Source organism: Streptomyces sp. cf386 (genome assembly GCF_900103585.1).
Taxonomy (GTDB): Bacteria; Actinomycetota; Actinomycetes; order Streptomycetales; family Streptomycetaceae; genus Streptomyces.
Genome location: NZ_FNHV01000008.1, coordinates 212,511 through 233,991, shown reverse-complemented (window position 1 = coordinate 233,991; position 21,481 = coordinate 212,511). Strand labels below are relative to the sequence as shown.

General features: G+C 70.0%; 18 protein-coding genes. 9 read left to right on the top strand and 9 right to left on the bottom strand.

The genetic code is table 11. The features are described from left to right. Positions 1-46 precede the first annotated feature (46 nt). Positions 47-1,789, bottom strand: a complete 1,743-nt coding sequence (locus BLU79_RS22190) for a protein kinase domain-containing protein (RefSeq protein WP_093907590.1) — start codon at positions 1,787-1,789, stop codon at positions 47-49. Positions 1,790-2,162: 373 nt separating this feature from the next. On the opposite strand from BLU79_RS22190, the gene BLU79_RS22185 reads away from it, so the two are divergent. From BLU79_RS22185 to BLU79_RS22170, 4 genes are all read left to right on the top strand, one after another. Further along, positions 2,163-3,725, top strand: coding sequence for a protein kinase domain-containing protein (locus BLU79_RS22185; RefSeq protein ID WP_177001129.1), 1,563 nt, complete (start codon positions 2,163-2,165; stop codon positions 3,723-3,725). Between the two features lie 490 nt (positions 3,726-4,215). Next, positions 4,216-5,394 (top strand): pyruvate dehydrogenase (acetyl-transferring) E1 component subunit alpha, encoded by a 1,179-nt coding sequence (gene pdhA / locus BLU79_RS22180; protein ID WP_093907589.1) that lies wholly within the window; start codon positions 4,216-4,218, stop codon positions 5,392-5,394. Between the two features lies 1 nt (position 5,395). After that, positions 5,396-6,376: an alpha-ketoacid dehydrogenase subunit beta gene (locus tag BLU79_RS22175; RefSeq protein ID WP_093907588.1), complete on the top strand. Its 981-nt coding sequence runs from the start codon at positions 5,396-5,398 to the stop codon at positions 6,374-6,376. A gap of 10 nt (positions 6,377-6,386) precedes the next feature. After that, positions 6,387-7,823, top strand: a complete 1,437-nt coding sequence (locus tag BLU79_RS22170; RefSeq protein ID WP_093907587.1) for a dihydrolipoamide acetyltransferase family protein — start codon at positions 6,387-6,389, stop codon at positions 7,821-7,823. Between the two features lie 76 nt (positions 7,824-7,899). On the opposite strand, the gene BLU79_RS22165 is transcribed toward BLU79_RS22170, so the two are convergent. Beyond that, a complete protein-coding gene (locus tag BLU79_RS22165) occupies positions 7,900-8,799 on the bottom strand; it encodes a D-alanyl-D-alanine carboxypeptidase family protein (RefSeq protein WP_093907586.1) in 900 nt (299 codons plus the stop codon). 206 nt (positions 8,800-9,005) lie between these two features. On the opposite strand from BLU79_RS22165, the gene BLU79_RS22160 reads away from it, so the two are divergent. Both BLU79_RS22160 and BLU79_RS22155 read left to right on the top strand, forming a co-directional pair. Beyond that, positions 9,006-9,668 carry a GntR family transcriptional regulator gene (locus BLU79_RS22160; protein ID WP_093907779.1) on the top strand — a complete coding sequence of 221 codons (663 nt, stop codon included), beginning with the start codon at positions 9,006-9,008 and terminating at the stop codon, positions 9,666-9,668. Next, a complete protein-coding gene (locus tag BLU79_RS22155; protein ID WP_093907585.1) occupies positions 9,665-10,960 on the top strand; it encodes an MFS transporter in 1,296 nt (431 codons plus the stop codon). The genes BLU79_RS22160 and BLU79_RS22155 overlap by 4 nt, the downstream gene beginning before the upstream one ends. A gap of 25 nt (positions 10,961-10,985) precedes the next feature. Here BLU79_RS22155 and BLU79_RS22150 read toward each other — a convergent pair whose 3' ends face one another. Both BLU79_RS22150 and BLU79_RS22145 read right to left on the bottom strand, forming a co-directional pair. Next, positions 10,986-11,762: an SAM-dependent methyltransferase gene (locus BLU79_RS22150; RefSeq protein ID WP_093907584.1), complete on the bottom strand. Its 777-nt coding sequence runs from the start codon at positions 11,760-11,762 to the stop codon at positions 10,986-10,988. Between the two features lie 221 nt (positions 11,763-11,983). Next, positions 11,984-12,808 carry a maleylpyruvate isomerase family mycothiol-dependent enzyme gene (locus BLU79_RS22145; RefSeq protein WP_093907583.1) on the bottom strand — a complete coding sequence of 275 codons (825 nt, stop codon included), beginning with the start codon at positions 12,806-12,808 and terminating at the stop codon, positions 11,984-11,986. A 199-nt stretch (positions 12,809-13,007) separates the two neighbouring features. On the opposite strand from BLU79_RS22145, the gene BLU79_RS22140 reads away from it, so the two are divergent. After that, a complete protein-coding gene (locus BLU79_RS22140; RefSeq protein ID WP_093907582.1) occupies positions 13,008-13,805 on the top strand; it encodes a carbon-nitrogen family hydrolase in 798 nt (265 codons plus the stop codon). 40 nt (positions 13,806-13,845) lie between these two features. Here the strand turns inward: BLU79_RS22140 and BLU79_RS22135 are convergent, their stop codons facing one another. Continuing rightward, positions 13,846-14,343, bottom strand: a complete 498-nt coding sequence (locus BLU79_RS22135; RefSeq protein ID WP_093907581.1) for an LURP-one-related/scramblase family protein — start codon at positions 14,341-14,343, stop codon at positions 13,846-13,848. Further along, positions 14,340-15,341: a helix-turn-helix domain-containing protein gene (locus BLU79_RS22130; RefSeq protein WP_093907580.1), complete on the bottom strand. Its 1,002-nt coding sequence runs from the start codon at positions 15,339-15,341 to the stop codon at positions 14,340-14,342. Before BLU79_RS22130 ends, BLU79_RS22135 begins: the two co-directional genes overlap by 4 nt. A gap of 51 nt (positions 15,342-15,392) precedes the next feature. Here BLU79_RS22130 and BLU79_RS22125 point away from each other — a divergent pair, with 51 nt between their 5' ends. Next, complete coding sequence (locus tag BLU79_RS22125; protein WP_093907579.1) at positions 15,393-15,779, top strand: cupin domain-containing protein; 387 nt, start codon at positions 15,393-15,395, stop codon at positions 15,777-15,779. 29 nt (positions 15,780-15,808) lie between these two features. Beyond that, positions 15,809-17,815 carry an NHL domain-containing thioredoxin family protein gene (locus tag BLU79_RS22120; protein ID WP_256333421.1) on the top strand — a complete coding sequence of 669 codons (2,007 nt, stop codon included), beginning with the start codon at positions 15,809-15,811 and terminating at the stop codon, positions 17,813-17,815. On the opposite strand, the gene BLU79_RS22115 is transcribed toward BLU79_RS22120, so the two are convergent. The 3 genes from BLU79_RS22115 to BLU79_RS22105 form a co-directional block, all read right to left on the bottom strand. Beyond that, the gene (locus BLU79_RS22115) at positions 17,803-18,051 is read right to left on the bottom strand and encodes a DUF6458 family protein (RefSeq protein ID WP_093907578.1); all 249 of its coding nucleotides are present in this window, start codon (positions 18,049-18,051) and stop codon (positions 17,803-17,805) included. The genes BLU79_RS22120 and BLU79_RS22115 overlap by 13 nt on opposite strands. A 58-nt stretch (positions 18,052-18,109) precedes the next feature. After that, complete coding sequence (locus BLU79_RS22110) at positions 18,110-19,405, bottom strand: M18 family aminopeptidase (protein ID WP_093907577.1); 1,296 nt, start codon at positions 19,403-19,405, stop codon at positions 18,110-18,112. A gap of 201 nt (positions 19,406-19,606) precedes the next feature. After that, a complete protein-coding gene (locus BLU79_RS22105) occupies positions 19,607-21,433 on the bottom strand; it encodes an acyl-CoA dehydrogenase (RefSeq protein ID WP_093907576.1) in 1,827 nt (608 codons plus the stop codon). Between the last annotated feature and the right edge of the window lie 48 nt (positions 21,434-21,481).

The window sequence follows — 21,481 nt, the reverse complement described above, 5'->3', positions numbered from 1 at the left end:
CCGATGCTGCCGGGCCCTTTCAGCCAGCGGACTCATCCCGTGGACGTCATGACGTCCGCGGAAGACCCGTCGAGACCCCGATCGTGAAGACCGGCGGGTTGTCCGGGTCGAACTCCTTGTAGGACTTGGGCGTTTGCTCCATGACGGTGTTGTGGCCGAACAGGTTCTCGTTCACGTCGACCGTCTTGTAGTCCCAGCCCGCGGCGTCCAGGCACTTCTTGACCGACGGCCAGGACTTGAACAGGAAGCTCGGCGCCCGCACGTAGCCGGTGTCGTCGTAGGTCTTCAACGGGTCGGTGCACGCAGTCGTCTCGACCGTGCTCGTGGCGTCCCCTTCCCGGTATCCCGGTGCGTTCGTCCCCGTGCCCGTCGGGCTCGGGGACGGGCTGTAGCTGTAGGTGTAGTCGCTCGTCGGCAGGCTGTACGGATCGTCGTCGTCGCTGCCGCCGTCGTTCAGCGTCGTCGCCAGGATGAGGCTGACCACCGCCACGACGGACACGACGATCGAGACGATGATCGTCGACCGGTTCTTGCCGCCGCCCGAAGGACGCTGCGGCTGGGGCGGCATGCCGTACGGCGGCGGGGCAGGGATGCCCGGCGGCGGGGTCGGGATGCCCGGCTGCGGGGAGTACGCGGCCGGCGGGGGCGTCCCATGACCGGGCTGCTGCGGATAGCCGTACGCCGCGGGCATCGCCGGCGGCGGGGTGCTGTACGGGTTCGGGGGCGGGGTCTGCTGATACGGCGTCTGGACGGGGGCCGCCGGTGGGGGCGTCTGGGCGGGGCCCGGCGGCGGGGGCGTCTGGACGACCGGCGGGAACACCGCGGCGCCGACGCCCTGCCCGCTCTGCGTCTGCGCGCCCGGCACGATGCTCGGCGGCGTGGCCTGGAAGGACGCGGCCACGCGCAGGGTCTCGTCGCGCATGGACTCGGCGCTCGGGAAGCGTTCGTTCGGATTCTTCTTCAGCGCGCGGGCGACCAGCGCGTCGACGGCCGGCGGCAGGGCGCGGTTGATCGAGGAGGGTGCCACCGGCTCCTCCTGCACATGCGCGTACGCGATCGCCAGCGGCGAGTCCGCGTCGAACGGCAGCTGCCCGGTGACCAGTTGGAACAGCATGATGCCGACCGAGTACAGGTCGGAGCGGGCGTCCACGGCCCGGCCCAGCGCCTGCTCCGGCGAGAGGTACTGCGGGGTGCCGACCACCATTCCGGTCTGCGTCATCGAGGTCACACCGGACTGCATGGCGCGCGCGATGCCGAAGTCCATGACCTTGACCACGCCGCGCTTGTTCACCATCACGTTGCCCGGCTTGATGTCCCGGTGGACCAGCCCCATCTCGTGGCTGATCTCCAGCGCCGCGAGCACATCCGCGATGATCTTCAGCGCCTTGTCCGCGGGCACCGCGCCGAACTGCCGTATGTCCTCGTCGAAGACCGAGCTGAGCGGTCGGCCCTCGATGTACTCCATGACGATGTACGGCGTCGGCATGCCGTCGCCCGCGGCGGAGCCGCTGTCGGACAGCGTGTCCTCGCCGGTGTCGAAGACGGAGACGATGTTGGTGTGCGTGAGCTTCGCCACGGCCTGGGCCTCGCGGCGGAAGCGCTCGCGGAACGCCTGCTCGCGGCCGAGCTCGGTGTGCAGCGTCTTGACCGCCACCTGCCGGTCGAGCACGGTGTCGTATGCGAGGTGCACCGAGGCCATGCCGCCCTGGCCGAGCAGGTCGCGCAGCTGATAGCGGCCGCCGGCCAGCGACCGCCCCGCGGTCCCGCCCTGTGCGCCGTCCTGGCTCATGTTCTGCTTCCCCCGTAGCCTCTTGGGCGCCTGCGTTGCCGTGGATCGGTTGAGTGGATCCGTTGATCCGCGTGGTCCGAGTGATCCAATGTGCTATTCCCGGCCAAGTCTGCCCCAAGGCACTGACAGGTCAAGCGAGGTGCCCGTTCCGTGACCGTACGCGAAAGAAGAGTCTCGGAAGCGTTACAGGGGCAGTACGGCCGGTACACAGAATTTGCACGCGGGGACGGGGTACCGGTTTGATGGCCGGTCCGTCTCCTTCCGGTTTGGGGCGACCGTCTCGGACCGACGGCTTGCGCGGAGCCTGTAGCGTGGCCGACGGAGACCGTAACAACACCGCGCGCACCGCGGGCAGAAACGACGGCGAGGACCGATGGCACAGCAGCAGCGCGCTCAGGGCCCGTCCGACCCCGAGGCGGCTGGCGGCGGTATGTCAGACGCGCCGGAGATGTGGGGTAACGGCGGACTTGTCGGGGACGGCCGTTATCGGCTGACCCGCAGACTCGGCCGGGGCGGCATGGCCGAGGTGTTCGCCGCCGAGGACGTGCGCCTCGGGCGCACCGTGGCGGTCAAGCTGCTGCGCTCCGATCTCGCCGAGGACCCGGTCTCCAAGGCCCGCTTCACGCGCGAGGCCCAGTCGGTGGCCGGCCTCAACCACCATGCGATCGTCGCCGTGTACGACTCCGGCGAGGATTTCGTGAACGGCCATGCGGTGCCGTACATCGTGATGGAGATCGTCGAGGGCCGTACGATCCGCGACCTCCTCATCAACGCCGAGGCGCCCGGGCCCGAGCAGGCCCTCATCATCGTCTCCGGCGTCCTGGAGGCCCTCGCCTACTCGCACCAGCACGGCATCGTGCACCGCGACATCAAGCCGGCCAACGTCATCATCACCCACAACGGCGCCGTGAAGGTGATGGACTTCGGCATCGCCCGCGCGCTGCACGGCGCTCAGTCGACGATGACGCAGACCGGCATGGTCATGGGCACCCCGCAGTACCTCTCGCCGGAGCAGGCGCTCGGCAAGGCGGTCGACCACCGCTCCGACCTGTACGCGACGGGCTGCCTCCTCTACGAACTCCTCGCGCTGCGGCCGCCGTTCACCGGCGAGACCCCGCTGTCGGTGGTCTACCAGCACGTCCAGGACATCCCGACCCCGCCGTCCGAGGTCTCCGACGCGACGCCGCCGGAGCTCGACGGCCTGGTCATGCGCTCGCTCGCCAAGGAGCCGGACGACCGGTTCCAGACGGCCGAGGAGATGCGCGGCCTCGTCCAGTACGGCCTGCAGATGCTGTACGACCAGGGCGGCCACACCGGCACCTGGAACACCGGCCCGGTGACGATGCACGAGGGTCGGCACACCCCGGCCGCGGGCTTCGCGAACACGACGGTCATGGGGCACCCCGGAGACTCCGGCTCCGGTACGACGCAGATCCCGCAGCCGATCCTGCCCTCCGGGTACGGCGGCGGGGACGACGGCGGTTTCGAAGGGCACGGCAACCGGGGCAGTGGCCGCGGCAAGCTGTGGATCCTCGCCGTCCTCGCGGTGATCGCCATCGCCGCGGGTGTCGCGCTGGCGCTGAACAACGGCGGCGGGGGCGGTGGCAAGGACACCAAGGAGACGCCGACCACCTCGCAGACCACCGACGAGAGCAAGGACAGCGAGACGCCGAGCGACGAGCCGACCGAGGAGCCGACCGACGAGGTCACCGACGACGGCACCGGTACGGGCACCGACCCGACCTACGAGCCGACGGAGGATCCGACGTACTCGCCGACGGAGGAGCCCACGACGGAGCCGACCGAGGAGCCGACCACGGCGGAGCCGACGGAGGAGCCCACCGAGGAGCCCACGGAGGAGCCGACCGAGGAGCCCACGGAGGAGCCGACCGAGGAGCCGACCCTGCCGACGGGTGGCGCCGGAGGCGGTGTCTGACCGGCCTGAGGGCACGGTCCGTCCAACGGAACAGAGACACCACACGCGCGCGTGCGGCCCGGAAACGGGCTCCACGCGCGCGTGTCGTTTACGACAGATGGCTGGATCATTCTGCGGGCATAACCCGACTTGTCCGCCTTCGCGTACGAGATCAGCGTCACACGACTTCAGTGACCTCGCCCTCGGCGACTCTTCCCGTGACCTGGGTCACCGATATAACGTGCCGTTGTTCCGGCCCCCTGCAAGGCTGTGACCAGGACTTGTTCCGGACTTTCGCGATTTACTTGGATATCCAAGCAAAATCGCAGGTCAGGAGGGGTTTCACAGAAATGTGGAGCACTGGGTAACGTGCCTATTGCAGGGCGCTCGCCGGGGCACCTGTCACGCCTGCCCCCATCGGGCCGCACCCCACCCCGTGCGTCCGAGGGCCGCAGGTGAGCCGCACTGGCACCCGGCGAACCCGGGTAGCCGGACCGACGGAGGAGCACACGTGACCGTGGAGAGCACTGCCGCGCGGAAACCGCGACGCAGCGCCGGTACCAAGAGCACGGCCGGCAAGAGCACGACCACAAGGACATCGGCGAGCAAGGACCCCGAGCTGGTCCAGTTGCTCACCCCCGAGGGCAAGCGCGTCAAGAACGCCGAGTACGACAAGTACGTCGCCGGCATCACCCCCGAAGAGCTCCGCGGCCTCTACCGCGACATGGTGCTCACCCGCCGCTTCGACGCCGAGGCCACCTCCCTGCAGCGCCAGGGCGAGCTGGGCCTGTGGGCGTCGCTGCTGGGCCAGGAGGCCGCCCAGATCGGCTCCGGCCGGGCCACCCGCGAGGACGACTACGTCTTCCCGACCTACCGCGAGCACGGCGTCGCCTGGTGTCGCGGGGTCGACCCGACCAACCTGCTCGGCATGTTCCGCGGCGTGAACAACGGCGGCTGGGATCCCAACAGCAACAACTTCCAGCTCTACACGATCGTCATCGGCTCCCAGACGCTGCACGCCACGGGCTACGCGATGGGCATCTCCAAGGACGGCGCCGACAGCGCCGTCATCGCGTACTTCGGCGACGGCGCCTCCAGCCAGGGCGATGTCGCGGAATCGTTCACCTTCTCCGCGGTCTACAACGCCCCCGTGGTGTTCTTCTGCCAGAACAACCAGTGGGCGATCTCCGAGCCGACCGAGAAGCAGACCCGCGTGCCGCTCTACCAGCGCGCCCAGGGCTTCGGCTTCCCCGGCGTCCGCGTCGACGGCAATGACGTCCTGGCCTGCCTGGCCGTGACCAAGTGGGCGCTGGAGCGCGCCCGCGGCGGCGAGGGACCGACGCTGGTCGAGGCGTACACGTACCGCATGGGCGCCCACACCACCTCCGACGACCCGACGAAGTACCGGGCCGACGAGGAGCGCGAGGCCTGGGAGGCGAAGGACCCGATCCTGCGCGTTCGCCGGTACCTCGAGGCCTCAAACCACGCGGACGAGGGATTCTTCGCGGAACTGGAGGCCGAGAGCGAGGCGTTGGGCAAACGAGTGCGCGAGGCGGTCCGTGCCATGCCGGACCCGGACCACTTCGCCATCTTCGAGAACGTGTACGCGGACGGGCATGCGCTCGTCGACGAGGAGCGCGCCCAGTTCGCCGCCTACCAGGCGTCGTTCGCGGACGTAGAGGGGGCCTGACATGGCAGCGGACAAGATGGCTCTGGCCAAGGCGATCAACGAGTCGCTGCGCCGCGCCCTGGACACGGACCCCAAGGTCCTCATCATGGGCGAGGACGTCGGCAAGCTCGGCGGCGTCTTCCGCGTGACGGACGGCCTGCAGAAGGACTTCGGCGAGAGCCGGGTCATCGACACCCCGCTGGCCGAGTCGGGCATCGTGGGCACGGCGATCGGCCTGGCCCTGCGCGGCTACCGGCCCGTGGTGGAGATTCAGTTCGACGGCTTCGTCTTCCCGGCGTACGACCAGATCGTCACGCAGCTCGCGAAGATGCACGCGCGCTCGCTGGGCAAGGTCAAGCTGCCGGTCGTCGTGCGCATCCCCTACGGCGGCGGCATCGGCGCGGTCGAGCACCACTCCGAGTCGCCGGAAGCCCTCTTCGCGCACGTGGCGGGCCTGAAGATCGTGTCGCCGTCCAACGCGTCGGACGCCTACTGGATGATGCAGCAGGCCATCCAGAGCGACGACCCGGTGATCTTCTTCGAGCCCAAGCGCCGCTACTGGGACAAGGGCGAGGTCAACACCGAGGCGATCCCCGGCCCGCTGCACAAGGCGAAGGTCGTCCGCGAGGGCACCGACCTCACCCTGGCCGCGTACGGCCCGATGGTGAAGCTCTGCCAGGAGGTCGCCGACGCGGCAGCCGAGGAGGGCCGGAACCTGGAGGTCCTGGACCTGCGCTCGGTGTCCCCGCTGGACTTCGACTCCATCCAGACCTCCGTCGAGAAGACCCGCCGTCTGGTGGTGGTCCACGAGGCCCCGGTGTTCTTCGGCTCGGGCGCGGAGATCGCCGCCCGGATCACGGAGCGCTGCTTCTACCACCTGGAGGCCCCGGTGCTGCGGGTCGGCGGCTATCACGCCCCGTATCCGCCGGCGCGTCTGGAGGAGGAGTACCTGCCGGGCCTGGACCGGGTGCTCGACGCCGTCGACCGTGCCCTGGCGTACTGAGGAGAGGGTCGTGACGACGATGACTGAAGCGTCCGTGCGTGAGTTCAAGATGCCCGACGTGGGCGAGGGACTCACCGAGGCCGAGATCCTCAAGTGGTACGTCCAGCCGGGCGACACGGTCACCGACGGCCAGGTGGTGTGCGAGGTCGAGACGGCCAAGGCGGCCGTGGAACTGCCCATCCCGTACGACGGGGTGGTCCGTGAGCTGCACTTCCCCGAGGGCACGACGGTGGACGTCGGTACGGCGATCATCGCGGTGGACCTCGGGGGCGGGACGGCGGCTGCCGTTCCGGCGCCGGCCGCGCAGCCGGAGGCAGCACAGCAGGCCGTGCAGGAGGCCGGGAACGAGGAGCCCAAGGCGGCCGGCTCCGGCCGTCAGCCGGTGCTGGTCGGCTACGGCGTGGCCGCGTCCTCGACGAAGCGCCGCCCGCGCAAGGGTGCCGACGTCGCACGCCAGGAGCCCGTGGCGGCGGCGCAGGCCCTGCAGTCCGAGCTGAACGGGCTGAACGGACATGGTGCCGCCCAGGCGCTGCAGCCGCCCCGCCCGCTGGCGAAGCCGCCGGTGCGCAAGCTGGCGAAGGACCTGGGCGTCGACCTGGCCACGGTGACGCCCACCGGCCCCGACGGCATCATCACCCGCGAGGACGTGCACGCGGCGGTGGCCCCGGCCGCCGAGCCGGTGCCCCAGGCCGCCCCGGTCGCCGTTTCCGCCCCGGCCCCGGCGCCGGTCGTCGGGTACGACACGGCCCGGGAGACCCGTATCCCCGTCAAGGGCGTCCGCAAGGCCACGGCGGCGGCGATGGTCGGCTCGGCGTTCACGGCGCCGCATGTCACGGAGTTCGTGACGGTGGACGTGACCCGCACGATGAAGCTGGTCGAGGAGCTCAAGGAGGACAAGGAGTTCGCGGGCCTGCGCGTGAACCCCCTGCTGCTGATCTCCAAGGCCCTCCTGGTCGCGATCAAGCGCAACCCGGACGTCAACGCGTCCTGGGACGAGGCGGCCCAGGAGATCGTGCAGAAGCACTACGTCAACCTGGGCATCGCGGCGGCGACCCCGCGCGGTCTGATCGTCCCGAACATCAAGGACGCCCACACCAGGACGCTCCCGCAACTGGCCGAGGCGCTCGGCGAGTTGGTGTCGACGGCGCGGGAGGGCAAGACCACCCCCGCCGCGATGCAGGGCGGTACGGTCACCATCACCAACGTCGGCGTCTTCGGCGTCGACACCGGCACCCCGATCCTCAACCCCGGCGAGTCCGCGATCCTCGCGGTCGGCGCGATCAAGCTCCAGCCGTGGGTCCACAAGGGCAAGGTGAAGCCGCGCCAGGTCACGACCCTGGCACTCAGCTTCGACCACCGGCTGGTGGACGGCGAGCTGGGCTCCAAGGTCCTGGCGGACGTGGCGGCGATCCTGGAGCAGCCGAAGCGGCTGATCACCTGGGCGTGAGACACGGGCGATAGGCGACAGGCGAAAGGGGCGGCCACTCTGGAGTGGCCGCCCCTTTGCCGTGTGACTGCGGGCGTCAGCTGATCTTGGCGTAGCCGTAGTTGATGAGCTTCTTCACGTCCGTCGTGCGGCTGGCCTCATCGGGGGCGGTGAGGACGGTGCCCATCACCGACTCGCCGTTGAGCGTGGCCGCGAAGACGAGGCAGTACTTGGCCTCGGTGCCGGAGCCGGTCTTGATGCCGAGCGTGCCGTTCCAGCCGAGCAGCGTGTTGGTGTTGTTCCACGGCTGCATCGTCCGGGTGGAGCCAGTGCTTGTGATCGTCTTCGCCGTGTACGACTTGGTCTTCACGACGGTCTTGAACGTCGTGCTCTTCATGGCGCTGCGGGCGAGCTTCGTCAGGTCGCGCGGCGTCGAGTAGTTGGAGCCCTTGCTGATGCCGTCGAACGAGTCGAAGTGCGTGTTCGTCATGCCCAGGCTCTTGGCCATGGTGTTCATCTTGCCGATGAACGACTTCACGCGCGCGTTCACCGTCGTGCCAGAACCGTACTTGTCGGCGAGGGCCATCGCGGCCTCGCAGCCCGACTTGAGCATCATCCCGTACAGCAGCTGGCGGACGGTGACCTTGTCGCCGACGATCAGCCTGGCCGACGACGCGTTGTTGGCGACTATGTAGTCGCTGTACGCCTTCTTGATCGTGACCTTGGCGTCCAGGTTCAGGTTCGACTGCGACAGCACGACCTTCGCGGTCATGACCTTCGTGGTGGAGGCGGTGAGCCTCTTCGTGTCAGCGGCCTTGGCGAACAGGGTCGTGCCGGTCGCGCTGTTCATCAGGTACCCGCCCTTGGCGGTGATGGTGGGCGCCGTCACGGCCTGCGCGGGTGCCGCGGTGAGGGCTCCGGTGGCGAGCACTGCGCCGGTCGTCACGGCGACGGCTGCGGCTCTGCGGAAGCGGAGGCCCTTGGTGGCGGTTATCAACTGAAATACCCCGATTGTGTCGAATGCCCCTGAGTGCGGCCAAGTTGGAGGGGGAAGACAGGCGAGCCGCACGTGTGTGACACGTAAGTAGCACAGAAGGTTGTGTGGTTGTTGAGGTGGGTTGCCATTTGCGGGTACGAGTCGGGCACGCGTCCGCATGATGGACCAATACCGCCATGCGTACGTGTTGTATCTATGCTGTGCGCATGCCTACCGCCCCGCCCGCCCCACTGAAGCAGCCCCCCGCCGCCGACCGCGTCTACACCCACGTCAAACAGGGCGTCCTGGATCGCCGTTACGAGGGCGGGACGCTGCTCACCGAGGGCGAGCTCGCCGAGGCCGTAGGGGTCTCGCGCACACCGGTGCGGGAAGCGCTGCTGCGGCTGGAGGTCGAGGGGCTGATCAAGCTCTACCCGAAGAAGGGCGCACTGGTCCTGCCGGTCTCCGCACAGGAGATCAAGGACGTAGTGGAGACGCGGATCCTCGTCGAGGAGCACGCGGCGCGCAAGGCCGTACCGGCACCGCCCGGCCTCATCGAGCGCCTGGAGGAACTGCTCACCCAGCAGAAGGCACAGGCCGCCGCCGGTGACCTCGCCGGAGCCGCCGTCACCGACCGGTGCTTCCACGCGGAGATCGTCCGCAGCGGCGGCAACGAGATCCTCTCGCGGCTGTACGACCAACTGCGCGACCGGCAACTGCGCATGGGCGTCGCCGTGCTGCACTCCCACCCCGACCGGATCGCCAAGACCCTCGCCGAGCACGAGGAGATCCTTCAGGCCCTGCGCTCCGGGGACGCCGAGGCGGCCGTCGGGCTGGTCCACCGGCACATCGACTGGTTCTCGCACCTCGCACGGGGTGAAGAGCGTTGAGGTCCACCGCACTCCCCGGCGATCCTCCGGGCGGCCGCCGCGCCGTCGCCGTCTGGGGCATAGGCGTCTCGGTCTACTTCGTCGCCGTCATCTTCCGTACGTCGCTGGGGGTCGCCGGCCTCGACGCCGCCGACCGCTTCGACGTGAACGCCTCGGCCCTGTCCACGTTCTCGATCCTCCAACTGCTCGTGTACGCGGGCATGCAGATACCCGTCGGCCTGCTCGTCGACCGGCTCGGCACCAAGAAGGTGCTGACCCTGGGCGTGGTGCTGTTCACGGCGGGCCAACTCGGCTTCGCCTTCTCGCCGTCGTACGGCATGGCGCTCGCCTCGCGCGCGCTGCTCGGCTGCGGTGACGCGATGACCTTCATCAGCGTGCTGCGGCTCGGCACCCGCTGGTTCCCGGCCCGGCGCGGTCCGCTGATCGCCCAGCTCGCGGGGCTCGTGGGCATGGCCGGCAACCTCGTCTCCACGCTGCTGCTCGCACGGCTGCTGCACGGGGTCGGCTGGACGGCGGCGTTCGCGGGCAGCGCGGGCGCGGGAGTCGTCGTACTCGTCCTGCTGCTCCTGTTCCTGAAGGACCACCCCGAGGGACATGAACCGGAGCCGCTTCCGCACTTGGGCGCGGCCTATGTACGACGCCAGATCGCCGCGTCCTGGCGGGAGCCGGGCACCCGGCTGGGCCTGTGGGTGCACTTCACGACGCAGTTCCCGGCGATGGTGTTCCTGCTGCTGTGGGGGATGCCGTTCCTGGTGGAGGCGCAGGGGTTGTCCCGGGCGACCGCCGGTGAACTGCTCACCCTCGTCGTCCTGTCGAACATGGTGGTCGGTCTGGTCTACGGCCAGGTCGTCGCCCGGCACCACGAGGCGCGGCTGCCGCTGGCGCTCGGGACCGTCGGGGCGACGGCGGTGGTGTGGGCGACGACGCTGGCCTGGCCCGGTGAGGCGGCGCCGATGTGGCTGCTGCTCGTGCTGTGCACGGTGCTCGGGGCGTGCGGGCCGGCCTCGATGCTCGGGTTCGACTTCGCACGGCCGGCGAATCCGCCGGAGCGTCAGGGGACGGCGTCCGGGATCACCAACATGGGTGGTTTCGTCGCCTCGATGACGACGCTGTTCGCGATCGGTGTGCTGCTGGACGCGACGGGGGGCGACTACGCCGTCGCCTTTTCGGTGGTGTTCGTGCTCCAGGCGCTGGGAGTCAGTCAGATCCTGCGGCTGCGGAAGCGGGCGGCGCGCCGGGAGCGGGAACGGCTGGTCGCCAGCAGGGTGGAGACCGTGCACGTTCCCGCGTGAGCCCCGGCGCGTGAGTCGGCGTGGGTCAGAGGGCCGGGACGAGGGTGAGGTAGGCGAGCCCCAGCAGACCTCGGTAGCTCATCCACTGGGCGCGGTGGCGGTCGAGGCGTTCGCGGGTCTCGGCCGCGAGGGGGTGGTCAGGGTGATCGGCCAGCCATATTTCCTGGTCCGCCTGGTACGCCGACTCGAACTCCTCCCATTCGTCGAGGGTTGCCGTCTCGGTCCACTCCGGGCGGAAGCCGGTGGCGACGGCGAGGTCGAGCAGGGTGGCGAGGTCGTGGTGGTCGGTGGCGGAGGCGCCCGGCCACATGCCCTTGAGTTCGGCGGAGGTCGGGGTGCGCTGCCAGAAGCCCTCGCCGAGGAGGACTCGGCCGCCGTCGGTGACCAGGCGGCGTAGTTCGCGGAGCGCCTCGGTGGTGTGGTGGGGCGCGTCGGCCGTGCTCAGGGCCTGGCTCGCGCCCACGCACAGGACCAGGTCGGCGGGGCCGCGTGTCGTGCCGGTCGCGGATTCCTCGATGAACTCGGCCCGTTGGGTCAGGCCTCTGGTCTCGGCGTTGTGGCGGGCGCGGGTCAGGTCGTCGGTGTTGAGGTCGATGCCGACGCCGGTCGCCTCGGGGGCGGCGGTCAGGATGCGGAGCATCAGCTCGCCCCAGCCGCAGCCGATGTCGAGGACGGTGGTGGGGTTCGTGCGGGTGAGGCGGTCGACGAGGGTGTTTGCCCGGGTCTCGGACAGGGGGCCGTGGAAGGTCAGGCGGGTGAGGCGTGGGGGGTGGCTGGTGTCGGTGCGCTCGGTGTCTGTCACGGCGGGACGTTAGCCGTAGGTGGGGATCGGGGGACAGCGGTTTTCTCGCCCCCGCCGCCCCTACCCGTCCCATCCTGAAGGGGCTCCGCCCCTTCGACCCCGCTGGGGCTGCCGCCCCAGACCCCGCTCCGGCCCTGAAGGGGCCTTGTCCTCAAACGCCGGACAGGCTGAATACGCGGGCCGGCGTCCAAAGTCAAAGCAGGACGGCTGAAGTCGCGTCGCTACGGCGTCACCGTGAAGTTGCGCAGGATCGCTGCCGTCAGGTCCGTGTCGCCCTCCGCCTTTATCCGGTCCGCAGCCGCCTCCGGCGTGACGCGGCCGCAGGCCAGGCGGACGTAGGTTTCCCAGTCGAGGGTGAGGGTGGCGGCGGGGCCGAGGGCGGGGGCCGTTTCCAGGGTGCCGCGGCCCTGGATGTCGATGCGGATCGTGCGGAGGAACTCGATCGGGCCGTGGACGTCGAAGACGATCGCCGAGCTGCGCGGGGCGTCGGCCTTGGTGGCGACGATCTCGGGGAGTTTGCCGAGCAGGACGTCGCGGGCGACGTGGGCGCCGGGGGAGTCGAGGTTGCCGGGGCGGCCGAGGGCGGTGCGCAGGTCCTGTTCGTGCGCCCACACGTCGAAGGCGTGGTTGCGCATCGACTCTTCGAGCGTCAGCTCCGCGCCGAGCTGGCCGCGCACCTTGGTGCCGGGGTCGCGGGACTCGTTCCGCAGCTGGCGGTTGCGGCGGATGATCGTGTACTCCAGCTCGGACGTCATCTCCGGCGCCGTGTGATGGCGGCGGACGTCGACCTGCATCTCCATGTAGCGCTGTTGGTCGTTGGTGACGTGGAAGAGGTCGCGCGGGAGCGTGTGGATGGGGCGGGGGTCGCCGAGCATCTCGCAGTCCAGGCCGATGACATGGGAGACCACATCGCGCACCGACCAGCCGGGGCACGGAGTGCGCCGGTTCCACTCGCCCTCCACGAGCGGCGTCACCAGCTCGGATATCGCTTCGATGGAGTGGGTCCAGGCGTCGGCGTAGGGCTGGAGGGTGGGATGCAGACTCACGGAACGGGACCCCTCGGCGGTTGGTGCGTCGGTACGCGGGCAAGTTGTGGCGTCGGTGCCAGTGGGCGGCTGCTGTCGGCGGGTGTCTTGGAACGCTAAGTTACGCTGCTGTGAGGCACCCCGGCAGTGCTTTCGTGTGACGATCGTAGGCCTGTGTGGAAGCCCGTGTGGACCGCTCGAATGCCAGGACGGTGGTAGTGTGCGCGCCTCTCTGCTCCAGATCGACGTAAATGACGGCGAATCGGTCGAATCGCGTCGGTCGAGGGTTGCCTCGCTCGTGCGGGAACAGGCCGGCGCCGCCGACCTCGTCGTCCTTCCCGAGCTGTGGACCACCGGGGCGTTCGCCTACGAGGAGTTCGCCGGCGAGGCCGAGCCGCTTGAAGGGCCGACGCACGAGGCGATGGCGAAGGCCGCGAGCGACGCGGGCGTGTGGCTGCACGCGGGCTCGATCCCCGAGCGCGATCCGGAGGGACCGCTCTACAACACCTCTCTCGTCTTCTCCCCCTCCGGAGATCTGGTCGCCGCGTACCGGAAGATCCATCGGTTCGGCTTCGACAAGGGCGAGGCCGTGCTGATGGGCGCGGGCGAGGAGCTGGTGACGGCCCGTCTGCCCGAGACGACGATCGGCGTGGCCACCTGCTACGACCTCCGTTTCCCCGAACTCTTCCGCGGCCTCGTCGACGCCGGCGCCGAGACCCTGGTCATTCCGGCGGGCTGGCCGGAGCGCCGCCGGGCGCACTGGACGCTGCTGGCTCAGGCGCGGGCGGTGGAGAACCAGGCGTTCGTGCTCGCCTGTGGAACGGCCGGGACGCACGCGGGAGTTCCGCAGGCCGGTCACTCGATCGTGGTCGATCCGTGGGGCGAGGTGCTGGCCCAGGCCGGTGCGGGGGAGCAGGTCCTCACCGTGGACTTCGACCCGGCGAAGGTGGCGACGACCCGGGAGCAGTTCCCGGCGCTGAAGGACCGGATGCTGGGGCTGACGGCACCGCGCCGCTGACGGTCCCCCGCAGTCTTTCCTCGCTCAGTCCTCCCCGCGCTCAGTCCTCCCCTCGCTCCTTCTCCGCCAGGTGGATCACACACACCGCCACCGCGATCAGCAGCGCCGGATCCGCGTCGTCCCGTACGACGTCCACGCCGTACGTCTCCCGGACGTGCAGCCACCGCCTGGAGATGACGGCCAGCAGTTCGCCGTCGTACTCCACGGCGAACTCCCGGTCGAGGATCTTGCCGCTCACGTCGAGTTCCGTGCTGCCGTCCGCCAGGGACACCCGGTAGTGGTTGCGCAGCAGGGACAGTCGCTTGCGGCGGATCTTCGCGAGCGGCTCGCCGCCCCGCTCGATCACCATCGTGTCGCGCAGCGCGAGCATCTTCTGGTGGATGTCGATGAGGACGTGCCCCTGGGTGTCCTTCAGCTCGAAGGTGTCCCGCAGCCGCATCGCCTTGCCGTCGACGAGGAACACCTTGTTGCCCCGGTCGTCCTCGATCCAGTAGTCGTCACCGAAGCCGAGGAGCCGGTCGCGTACGAGGAATCTCATGACACGAGGGGTTCCCCGCCGCCCGGTCCGAAACGCCGTCTGTAGGCCGACGGGCTGAGCCCGGTGTCGCGCCGCACGCGCGCGCGTAGGTTCGCCGCCGTGCCGAGTCCACTCCTCGCCGCCACCACGTCCAGCCGTTCCTCCCCGCGCTCGATCAGCCGGCACGCGAGCGCCACCCGCTCCCCTGTCAGCCAGGCCAGTGGCGTCGTCCCCAGCTGTGCCCGGAAGCGCCGGTGCAGAGTCGCCGGCGACACCGCCGCCCGTGTCGCGAGGTCCGCCACCGTGAGGGGCTCCCCCAGCCGTTCCTGCGCCCAGGCCAGCAGCGGGGCCAGCGACTCGTCGGGCACGTCCGGCACCGGCCGCTCCACGAACTGCTTCTGCCCGCCGTCCCGGTGCGCGGCGAACACCAGCCGTCGGGAGACCCCGTTGGCGACTTCGGCGCCGTGGTCACGCCGTACGACATGCAGGCACAGGTCAAGCGCGGCGGCGCTGCCCGCGGCGGTCAGGATGTCGCCCTCGTCGACGAAGAGGACGTCAGGTTCCAGCAGCACCTTCGGATGCAGCTCCCGGAAGGTGTCGGCCCAGCGCCAGTGCGTGGTGGCCCGGCGCCCGTCGAGCAGCCCGGCCTCGGCGAGCGCGAAGCTTCCGGTGCACAGGCTCACCACACGGGCCCCGCGCGCGTGGGTGCGCCGGATGGCGTCGAGCACGGCGGCGCCGCGCGGCACGACGTTGTCCGGGCGGCCGGGCACGACGAGGGTGTCCGCCGTGTCGACGGCCTCCAGTCCGGGCACGCCCGTCAGCGTGAAGAAGCCGTGGTTCATCCGGACCTCGGGCGTGGGCGTGCACAGCGTGACGTCGTACAGCGGCCCGGGGAGACCGAGTTCCGGCCGGGGCAGGCCGAACAGCTCGGTGGCGACGCCGACCTCGAACGGGTTCGTGCCCTCGTCGACGATCACGACGACGCGGTGCGCCGGCGGCTGAGAGAATCCTTGCGCCATATGCGATTCCTAGCACTCGTGCGAGGCCGGGGCCACCCGCACGATGAGCACATGGAACCCATCTCGCTGGAAAAGGCCCTCGCCTCCTTCACGGACCTGTGGAGCCCGCGCATCGTGACCGCCGTCAACGACTACGACGTCCGCGTGGCCAAGGTCGAGGGCGAGCACGTCTGGCACGTCCACGACCACACCGACGAGTTCTTCCTGGTCCTGGACGGCGAACTGCACATCTCCCTGCGGGAGGCCGTGGGCGAGCGCACGGTCGTCCTGCCCAAGGGCTCCGTCTTCACGGTCCCCCGCGGCACCGAGCACAAGCCGTACGCCCCGGCCCCGGCCGCCATCCTCGTCCTCGAACCCACCGGCACCCTCACCGTCGGCGACCGCCACGACGAGGTGCCGGCCCATGTGGACGCCACGACGGGGCATGCCCTGACCTGACTGTCAGTGGCCGGTGGCACGCTTGAGCCATGACCGACTCATCCCCGGCCCCGACGCCCCGTCGTGTCCGCGTCCGCGCCCCCGAGCTGATCGGCAAGGGCGGCTGGCTGAACACGGGCGACCGCTCGTACACCCTCGCCGACCTGCGCGGACGCATCGTCATCCTGGACTTCTGGACGTTCTGCTGCATCAACTGCCTGCATGTCCTGGACGAGCTCAGGGAGCTGGAGGAGAAGCACCGGGACACGGTGGTCGTCATCGGGGTGCACTCGCCGAAGTTCGTGCACGAGGCGGAGCACGGGGCGGTCGTCGACGCCGTGGAGCGGTACGGCGTCGAGCATTCCGTCCTCGACGACCCCGAGCTCGCCACCTGGAAGCAGTACGCGGTGCGGGCCTGGCCGACGCTCGTCGTGATCGACCCGGAGGGGTACGTCGTCGCGCAGCACGCCGGTGAGGGTCATGTGCACGCCATCGAGCGCCTGGTGACGGAGCTGGAGGCCGAGCACACGGCCAAGGGCACCCTGCGGCGGGGCGACGGGCCGTATGTGGCGCCCGAGCCGGAGCCGACGGTGCTGCGCTTCCCGGGCAAGGCCCTGCTTCTGCCGTCGGGGAACTTCCTGGTCAGCGACACCACCCGGCATCAGCTGGTGGAGCTGGCGGCGGACGGGGAGACCGTCGTACGGCGGATCGGCTCCGGCACGCGCGCGTTCACCGATGGCACGGCGGCGGACTCGGCGGCATTCGACGAACCGGCCCTCGGTGAACCGGCCGTCGGTGAACCGGCCGTCGGTGAACCGGCCGTCGGTGAACCGGCCGTCGGTGAACCGGCCCTCAACGAACCGGCCCTCAACGAACCGGCCTTCAACGAACCCCAGGGCCTCGCCCTCCTCGACGACACCACGGTCGTAGTCGCCGACACGGTCAACCACGCCCTGCGCCGCCTCGACCTCGCGACCGGCGAGGTCACCACCCTCGCGGGCACCGGCAAGCAGTGGTGGCAGGGTGCGCCCACGTCCGGTCCCGCGCGCGAGGTGGACCTGTCGTCACCGTGGGACGTGGCGGTCTTCGGCGGGCGGGTGTGGATCGCCATGGCCGGCGTCCACCAGCTGTGGACGTACGACCCGGCGAAGGGCACGGTCGAGGTGGCCGCGGGCACGACCAACGAGGGCCTGGTCGACGGCCCGGGTGCGGAGGCCTGGTTCGCCCAGCCGTCGGGCCTCGCCGTCTCCCCCGACGGCGACCGCCTCTGGCTCGCCGACTCCGAGACCAGCGCCCTGCGCTGGGTGGACCGCGAGGGCGTCGTCCACACCGCCGTCGGCACCGGCCTCTTCGACTTCGGCCACCGCGACGGTGCCGCCGAACAGGCGCTGTTGCAGCACCCGTTGGGCGTCACGGCACTCCCCGACGGCTCGGTCGCCGTAAGCGACACCTACAACCACGCCCTGCGCCGCTACGACCCCGCGACCGGCGAGGTCACCACCTTGGCCACGGACCTGCGGGAGCCGTCGGACGCGGTGCTGGTCGGGGACGACATCGTGGTCGTGGAGTCGGCGAGACACCGGCTGACGCGGCTGTGCCTGCCGGAAGAGGCCGTACGCGTCGAGGCGGTCACCCACCGCACGCAACGCGCCGCCACCGAAGTCGCCCCCGGCAAGCTCCAGTTGGACGTGATCTTCCAGGCCCCTCAGGGGCAGAAGCTCGACACCCGGTACGGCCCGTCGACCCGCCTGCTGGTCTCCTCGACACCGCCCGAGCTGCTGCGCACGGGTGAGGGTGCGGGCACCGATCTCTCCCGCACCCTCGAACTCGACCCCTCCGTGCCGGGGGGCGTTCTGCACGTCTCCGCGATGGCGGCGTCCTGCGACGACGACCCTGCTGGGGGCACCTCCCGGTCGAAGACTGGGGGAGAGTACCCCGCCTGCCATGTCCACCAGCAGGACTGGGGCGTACCGGTCCGCCTGACCACGACGGGCACCGACCGCCTGCCGCTGGTGCTCGCGGGAATGGACGACGCGGCCGGCGCTCAGGCGCCGTAACCGTCGCTGTAGCCGTCCCGCCGGTGGTGGTGCTCGTCCTGGACGACCTGCGTCGAGGGCGGTATCACCACCCGCTTGCGCCGGGCGATGCTGCTGAACGTCGTGGTGCCGATCAGCCCCACGATGATCAGAATGACGCCGACCAGGTCGAGGTTGACCCCCTCCATCTCCCAGTCGGTCGCGAATGTGAGGATGGCTCCCGCGGCGATGAGGATGATGCACCCGCCGAGGCCCATAGTGTCGCCTCCCTGTCCGGTGGTTCCGGTCGAGGGCGGGTACCCCACGCGGCCGGAACTACCCCTCCAGGAACGCCACCAGCGAGTTCGCCAGCAGATGCGGGTCGTCCGCCCCGCACAACTCCCGCGCACTGTGCATCGACAGGATCGCCACGCCGATGTCGATGGTGCGGATGCCGTGCCGGGCCGCGGTGATCGGGCCGATGGTGGTGCCGCAGGGCATGGCGTTGTTGGAGACGAAGGACTGGAAGGGGACGTCCGCCTGCTCGCAGGCGGCCGCCCACACCGCGCGGCCCGAACCGTCGGTCGCGTAGCGGTTGTTGACGTTGACCTTGAGGATCGGCCCGCCGTTGACGCGCGGGTGATGCGTCGGGTCGTGGCGCTCCGCGTAGTTGGGGTGGACGGCGTGGCCCGTGTCGGAGGAGAGACAGACCGTGCCCGCGAAGGCGCGTGCCCGGTCCTCGTACGATCCTCCGCGCGCGAACACCGAGCGCTCCAGGACGCTGCCCAGCAGCGGCCCGTCCGCGCCGGTGTCGCTCTGCGAGCCGTTCTCCTCGTGGTCGAAGGCGGCCAGCACCGGGATGGAGGGCAGGGCGCCCGAGGTCGCCGCCGCGGTCAGCGCCGCCGTGCCCGAGTGCACCGAGAGCAGGTTGTCCATACGCGGGCCGGCGACCAGCTCCTTGTCCCGGCCCAGGTAGGCCGGCGGCTCCACGGAGTGCGTCATCAGGTCCCAGCCGGTGACCTCGCCCGCCGCGATCCCGGCCGTCTCCTCCAGGAAGGCGATGAGGTCGCCGTCGCGCACGTCGTTGCCGAGGCCCCAGACGGGCTGAAGATGCCGCTGCTTGTCGAGCTTGAGCCCCTCCGCCGACACCGAGCGGTCCAGGTGGATGGCGAGTTGGGGGACGCGCAGCAGCGGACGGTCCACGTTCACCAGCCGCGAGGAACCGTCCCGCAGCGTCAGCCGGCCCGCCAGGCCCAGGTCGCGGTCGAGCCAGGAGTTGAGCAACGGTCCGCCGTAGATCTCCACGGCCACCTGCCGCCAGCCGTGCGCCCCGCTGTCGGGGAGCGGCTTGACGCGCAGGTTGGGGGAGTCCGTGTGTGCGCCCACGATCCGGAACGGCGTGTGGGGCGCCGCGCCCTCGGGGACGTACCAGGCCACGATCGCGCCACCGCGCAGCACGTACTTGCCGCCGCTCGACCCGTCCCAGGCGTCCGTCTCCGCGACCTGCCTGAAGCCGGCCTTTTCCAGCCGTTCGGCGGTGTTCGCCACGGCGTGGTACGGCGACGGGCTCGCCGCCAGGAAGGACATGAGGTCGTCGGTGTGGCCGCGGTCGAAGCGGGGGGGTTCGCTCATGGGGTTCACCTTAACGACGTACGAGGGCCCGCTCCCGGTGAAGGGGAGCGGGCCCTCGTAAGGGCGATGTGGATTGTCCGTGAGTGACTGGAACGGCTGGCTGAAACTGAGCGGCCGGACCGAGTGGTTGGACCGAGTGGTTGGACCGAGTGGTTGGACCTATTGGACCTAGGGATTGGACCTAGCGGTCGGACCCGTCGGTCAGAACGCCGCCTCGTCCAGCTCCATCAGGTCCAGGTCGACGCCCTCGGCGAGCTTGCGCGCACCGGTGACGCCCGGCAGGACGTTGGCCGCGAAGAACCTCGCCGCCGCGATCTTGCCCTGGTAGAACGCCTTGTCCTTGGCGGAGGCGGTCTCCAGCTTCTCGGCCGCGATCGCGGCGCCCTTGAGCAGCAGGTAGCCGACCACGACGTCGCCGGAGGCCAGCAGCAGGCGGGTGGTGTTGAGGCCCACCTTGTAGATGTTCTTGACGTCCTGCTCGGTGGCCGCGAGGTCGGTCAGCATCAGGCCGACGATCGCCTCCAGCTCCACGGCGGCCTTCGCGAGGTGCTCGCGGGCGCCGGCCAGCTCCTCGCCGCCGGTGCCGAGCGCCAGGAACTTCTTGATGTCCTCGGCGAGGGCGTTCAGGGCCGAGCCCTGGTTGCGGACGATCTTCCGGAAGAAGAAGTCCTGGCCCTGGATCGCCGTGGTGCCCTCGTACAGGGTGTCGATCTTGGCGTCCCGGATGTACTGCTCGATCGGGTACTCCTGCAGGAAGCCGGAGCCGCCGAAGATCTGCAGCGACTGGGCGAGCTGCTCGTAGCCCTTCTCGGAGCCGTAGCCCTTCACGATCGGCAGCAGCAGGTCGTTGAGCGCGTGCTCGGCCTTGGCGTCCTCGCCGGCGGCCTCCTTGACGGCGATCGCGTCCTGGATGGAGGCGGTGTAGAGGACCAGGGCGCGCATGCCCTCGGCGTACGCCTTCTGCGTCATCAGCGAGCGGCGCACGTCCGGGTGGTGCGTGATGGTGACCTTGGGCGCGGCCTTGTCCATGAAGTCCGCCAGGTCCTGGCCCTGGACGCGCTCCTTGGCGTACTCGAGGGCGTTCAGGTAGCCGGTCGACAGCGTGGAGATCGCCTTCGTGCCGACCATCATGCGGGCGAACTCGATGATGCGGAACATCTGGCGGATGCCGTCGTGCTTGTCGCCGATCAGCCAGCCCTTGGCCGGGTGCCGGTCGCCGAAGGTCATCTCGCAGGTGTTGGAGGCCTTGAGGCCCATCTTGTGCTCGACGTTCGTCGCGTAGGCGCCGTTGCGCTCGCCCAGCTCGCCGGTCTCGAAGTCGAAGAGGTACTTCGGGACGAGGAAGAGGGACAGGCCCTTGGTGCCCGGACCGGCACCCTCGGGACGCGCGAGCACGTAGTGGAGGATGTTCTCCTCCATGTCGTGCTCACCGGACGTGATGAAGCGCTTCACGCCCTCGATGTGCCAGGAGCCGTCCTCCTGCTGGATCGCCTTGGTGCGGCCGGCACCGACGTCGGACCCCGCGTCCGGCTCGGTGAGCACCATGGTGGAGCCCCAGGTCCGCTCGACGGCGATCTGGGCGATCTTCTTCTGGACGTCGTTGCCCTCGTCGTAGAGGATGCCGGCGAACGCCGGGCCGGAGGAGTACATCCACACGGCCGGGTTCGAGCCGAGGATCAGCTCCGCGTACGACCAGATCAGGGACGGCGGAGCAGTCGTGCCGCCGATCCCCTCGGGGACACCGAGCCGCCAGTACTCGGAGTCCATGAAGGCTTTGTAGCTCTTCTTGAAGGACGCGGGGACCGGCGCGGTGTTGGTCTCCGGGTCGAAGACCGGCGGGTTGCGGTCGGCGTCCGCGAAGGACTCGGCCAGCTCGTTCTCCGCGAGCCGGGTCAGCTCCTCGAGGATGCTCTTCGCGGTCTCGACGTCCATCTCCTCGAACGGACCCGTGCCGTACAGCTTGTCGCGGCCGAGTACCTCGAAGAGGTTGAACTCGATGTCGCGGAGATTCGACTTGTAGTGCCCCATGGTGACGGCTCCGTAGAGGGATCGGCGAGGCACTGGGATCCTCGCGGC

Excerpts from the sequence above, each read along its gene's own strand:
- BLU79_RS22105 (WP_093907576.1), bottom strand. The coding sequence starts at position 21,433 with ATGGGGCACTACAAGTCGAATCTCCGCGACATCGAGTTCAACCTCTTC.
- BLU79_RS22175 (WP_093907588.1), top strand. The coding sequence starts at position 5,396 with ATGGCAGCGGACAAGATGGCTCTGGCCAAGGCGATCAACGAGTCGCTG.
- BLU79_RS22160 (WP_093907779.1), top strand. The coding sequence starts at position 9,006 with ATGCCTACCGCCCCGCCCGCCCCACTGAAGCAGCCCCCCGCCGCCGAC.
- BLU79_RS22110 (WP_093907577.1), bottom strand. The coding sequence starts at position 19,405 with ATGAGCGAACCCCCCCGCTTCGACCGCGGCCACACCGACGACCTCATG.
- BLU79_RS22130 (WP_093907580.1), bottom strand. The coding sequence starts at position 15,341 with ATGGCGCAAGGATTCTCTCAGCCGCCGGCGCACCGCGTCGTCGTGATC.
- BLU79_RS22120 (WP_256333421.1), top strand. The coding sequence starts at position 15,809 with ATGACCGACTCATCCCCGGCCCCGACGCCCCGTCGTGTCCGCGTCCGC.
- BLU79_RS22115 (WP_093907578.1), bottom strand. The coding sequence starts at position 18,051 with ATGGGCCTCGGCGGGTGCATCATCCTCATCGCCGCGGGAGCCATCCTC.
- BLU79_RS22190 (WP_093907590.1), bottom strand. The coding sequence starts at position 1,789 with ATGAGCCAGGACGGCGCACAGGGCGGGACCGCGGGGCGGTCGCTGGCC.
- BLU79_RS22135 (WP_093907581.1), bottom strand. The coding sequence starts at position 14,343 with ATGAGATTCCTCGTACGCGACCGGCTCCTCGGCTTCGGTGACGACTAC.
- BLU79_RS22185 (WP_177001129.1), top strand. The coding sequence starts at position 2,163 with ATGGCACAGCAGCAGCGCGCTCAGGGCCCGTCCGACCCCGAGGCGGCT.
- BLU79_RS22125 (WP_093907579.1), top strand. The coding sequence starts at position 15,393 with ATGGAACCCATCTCGCTGGAAAAGGCCCTCGCCTCCTTCACGGACCTG.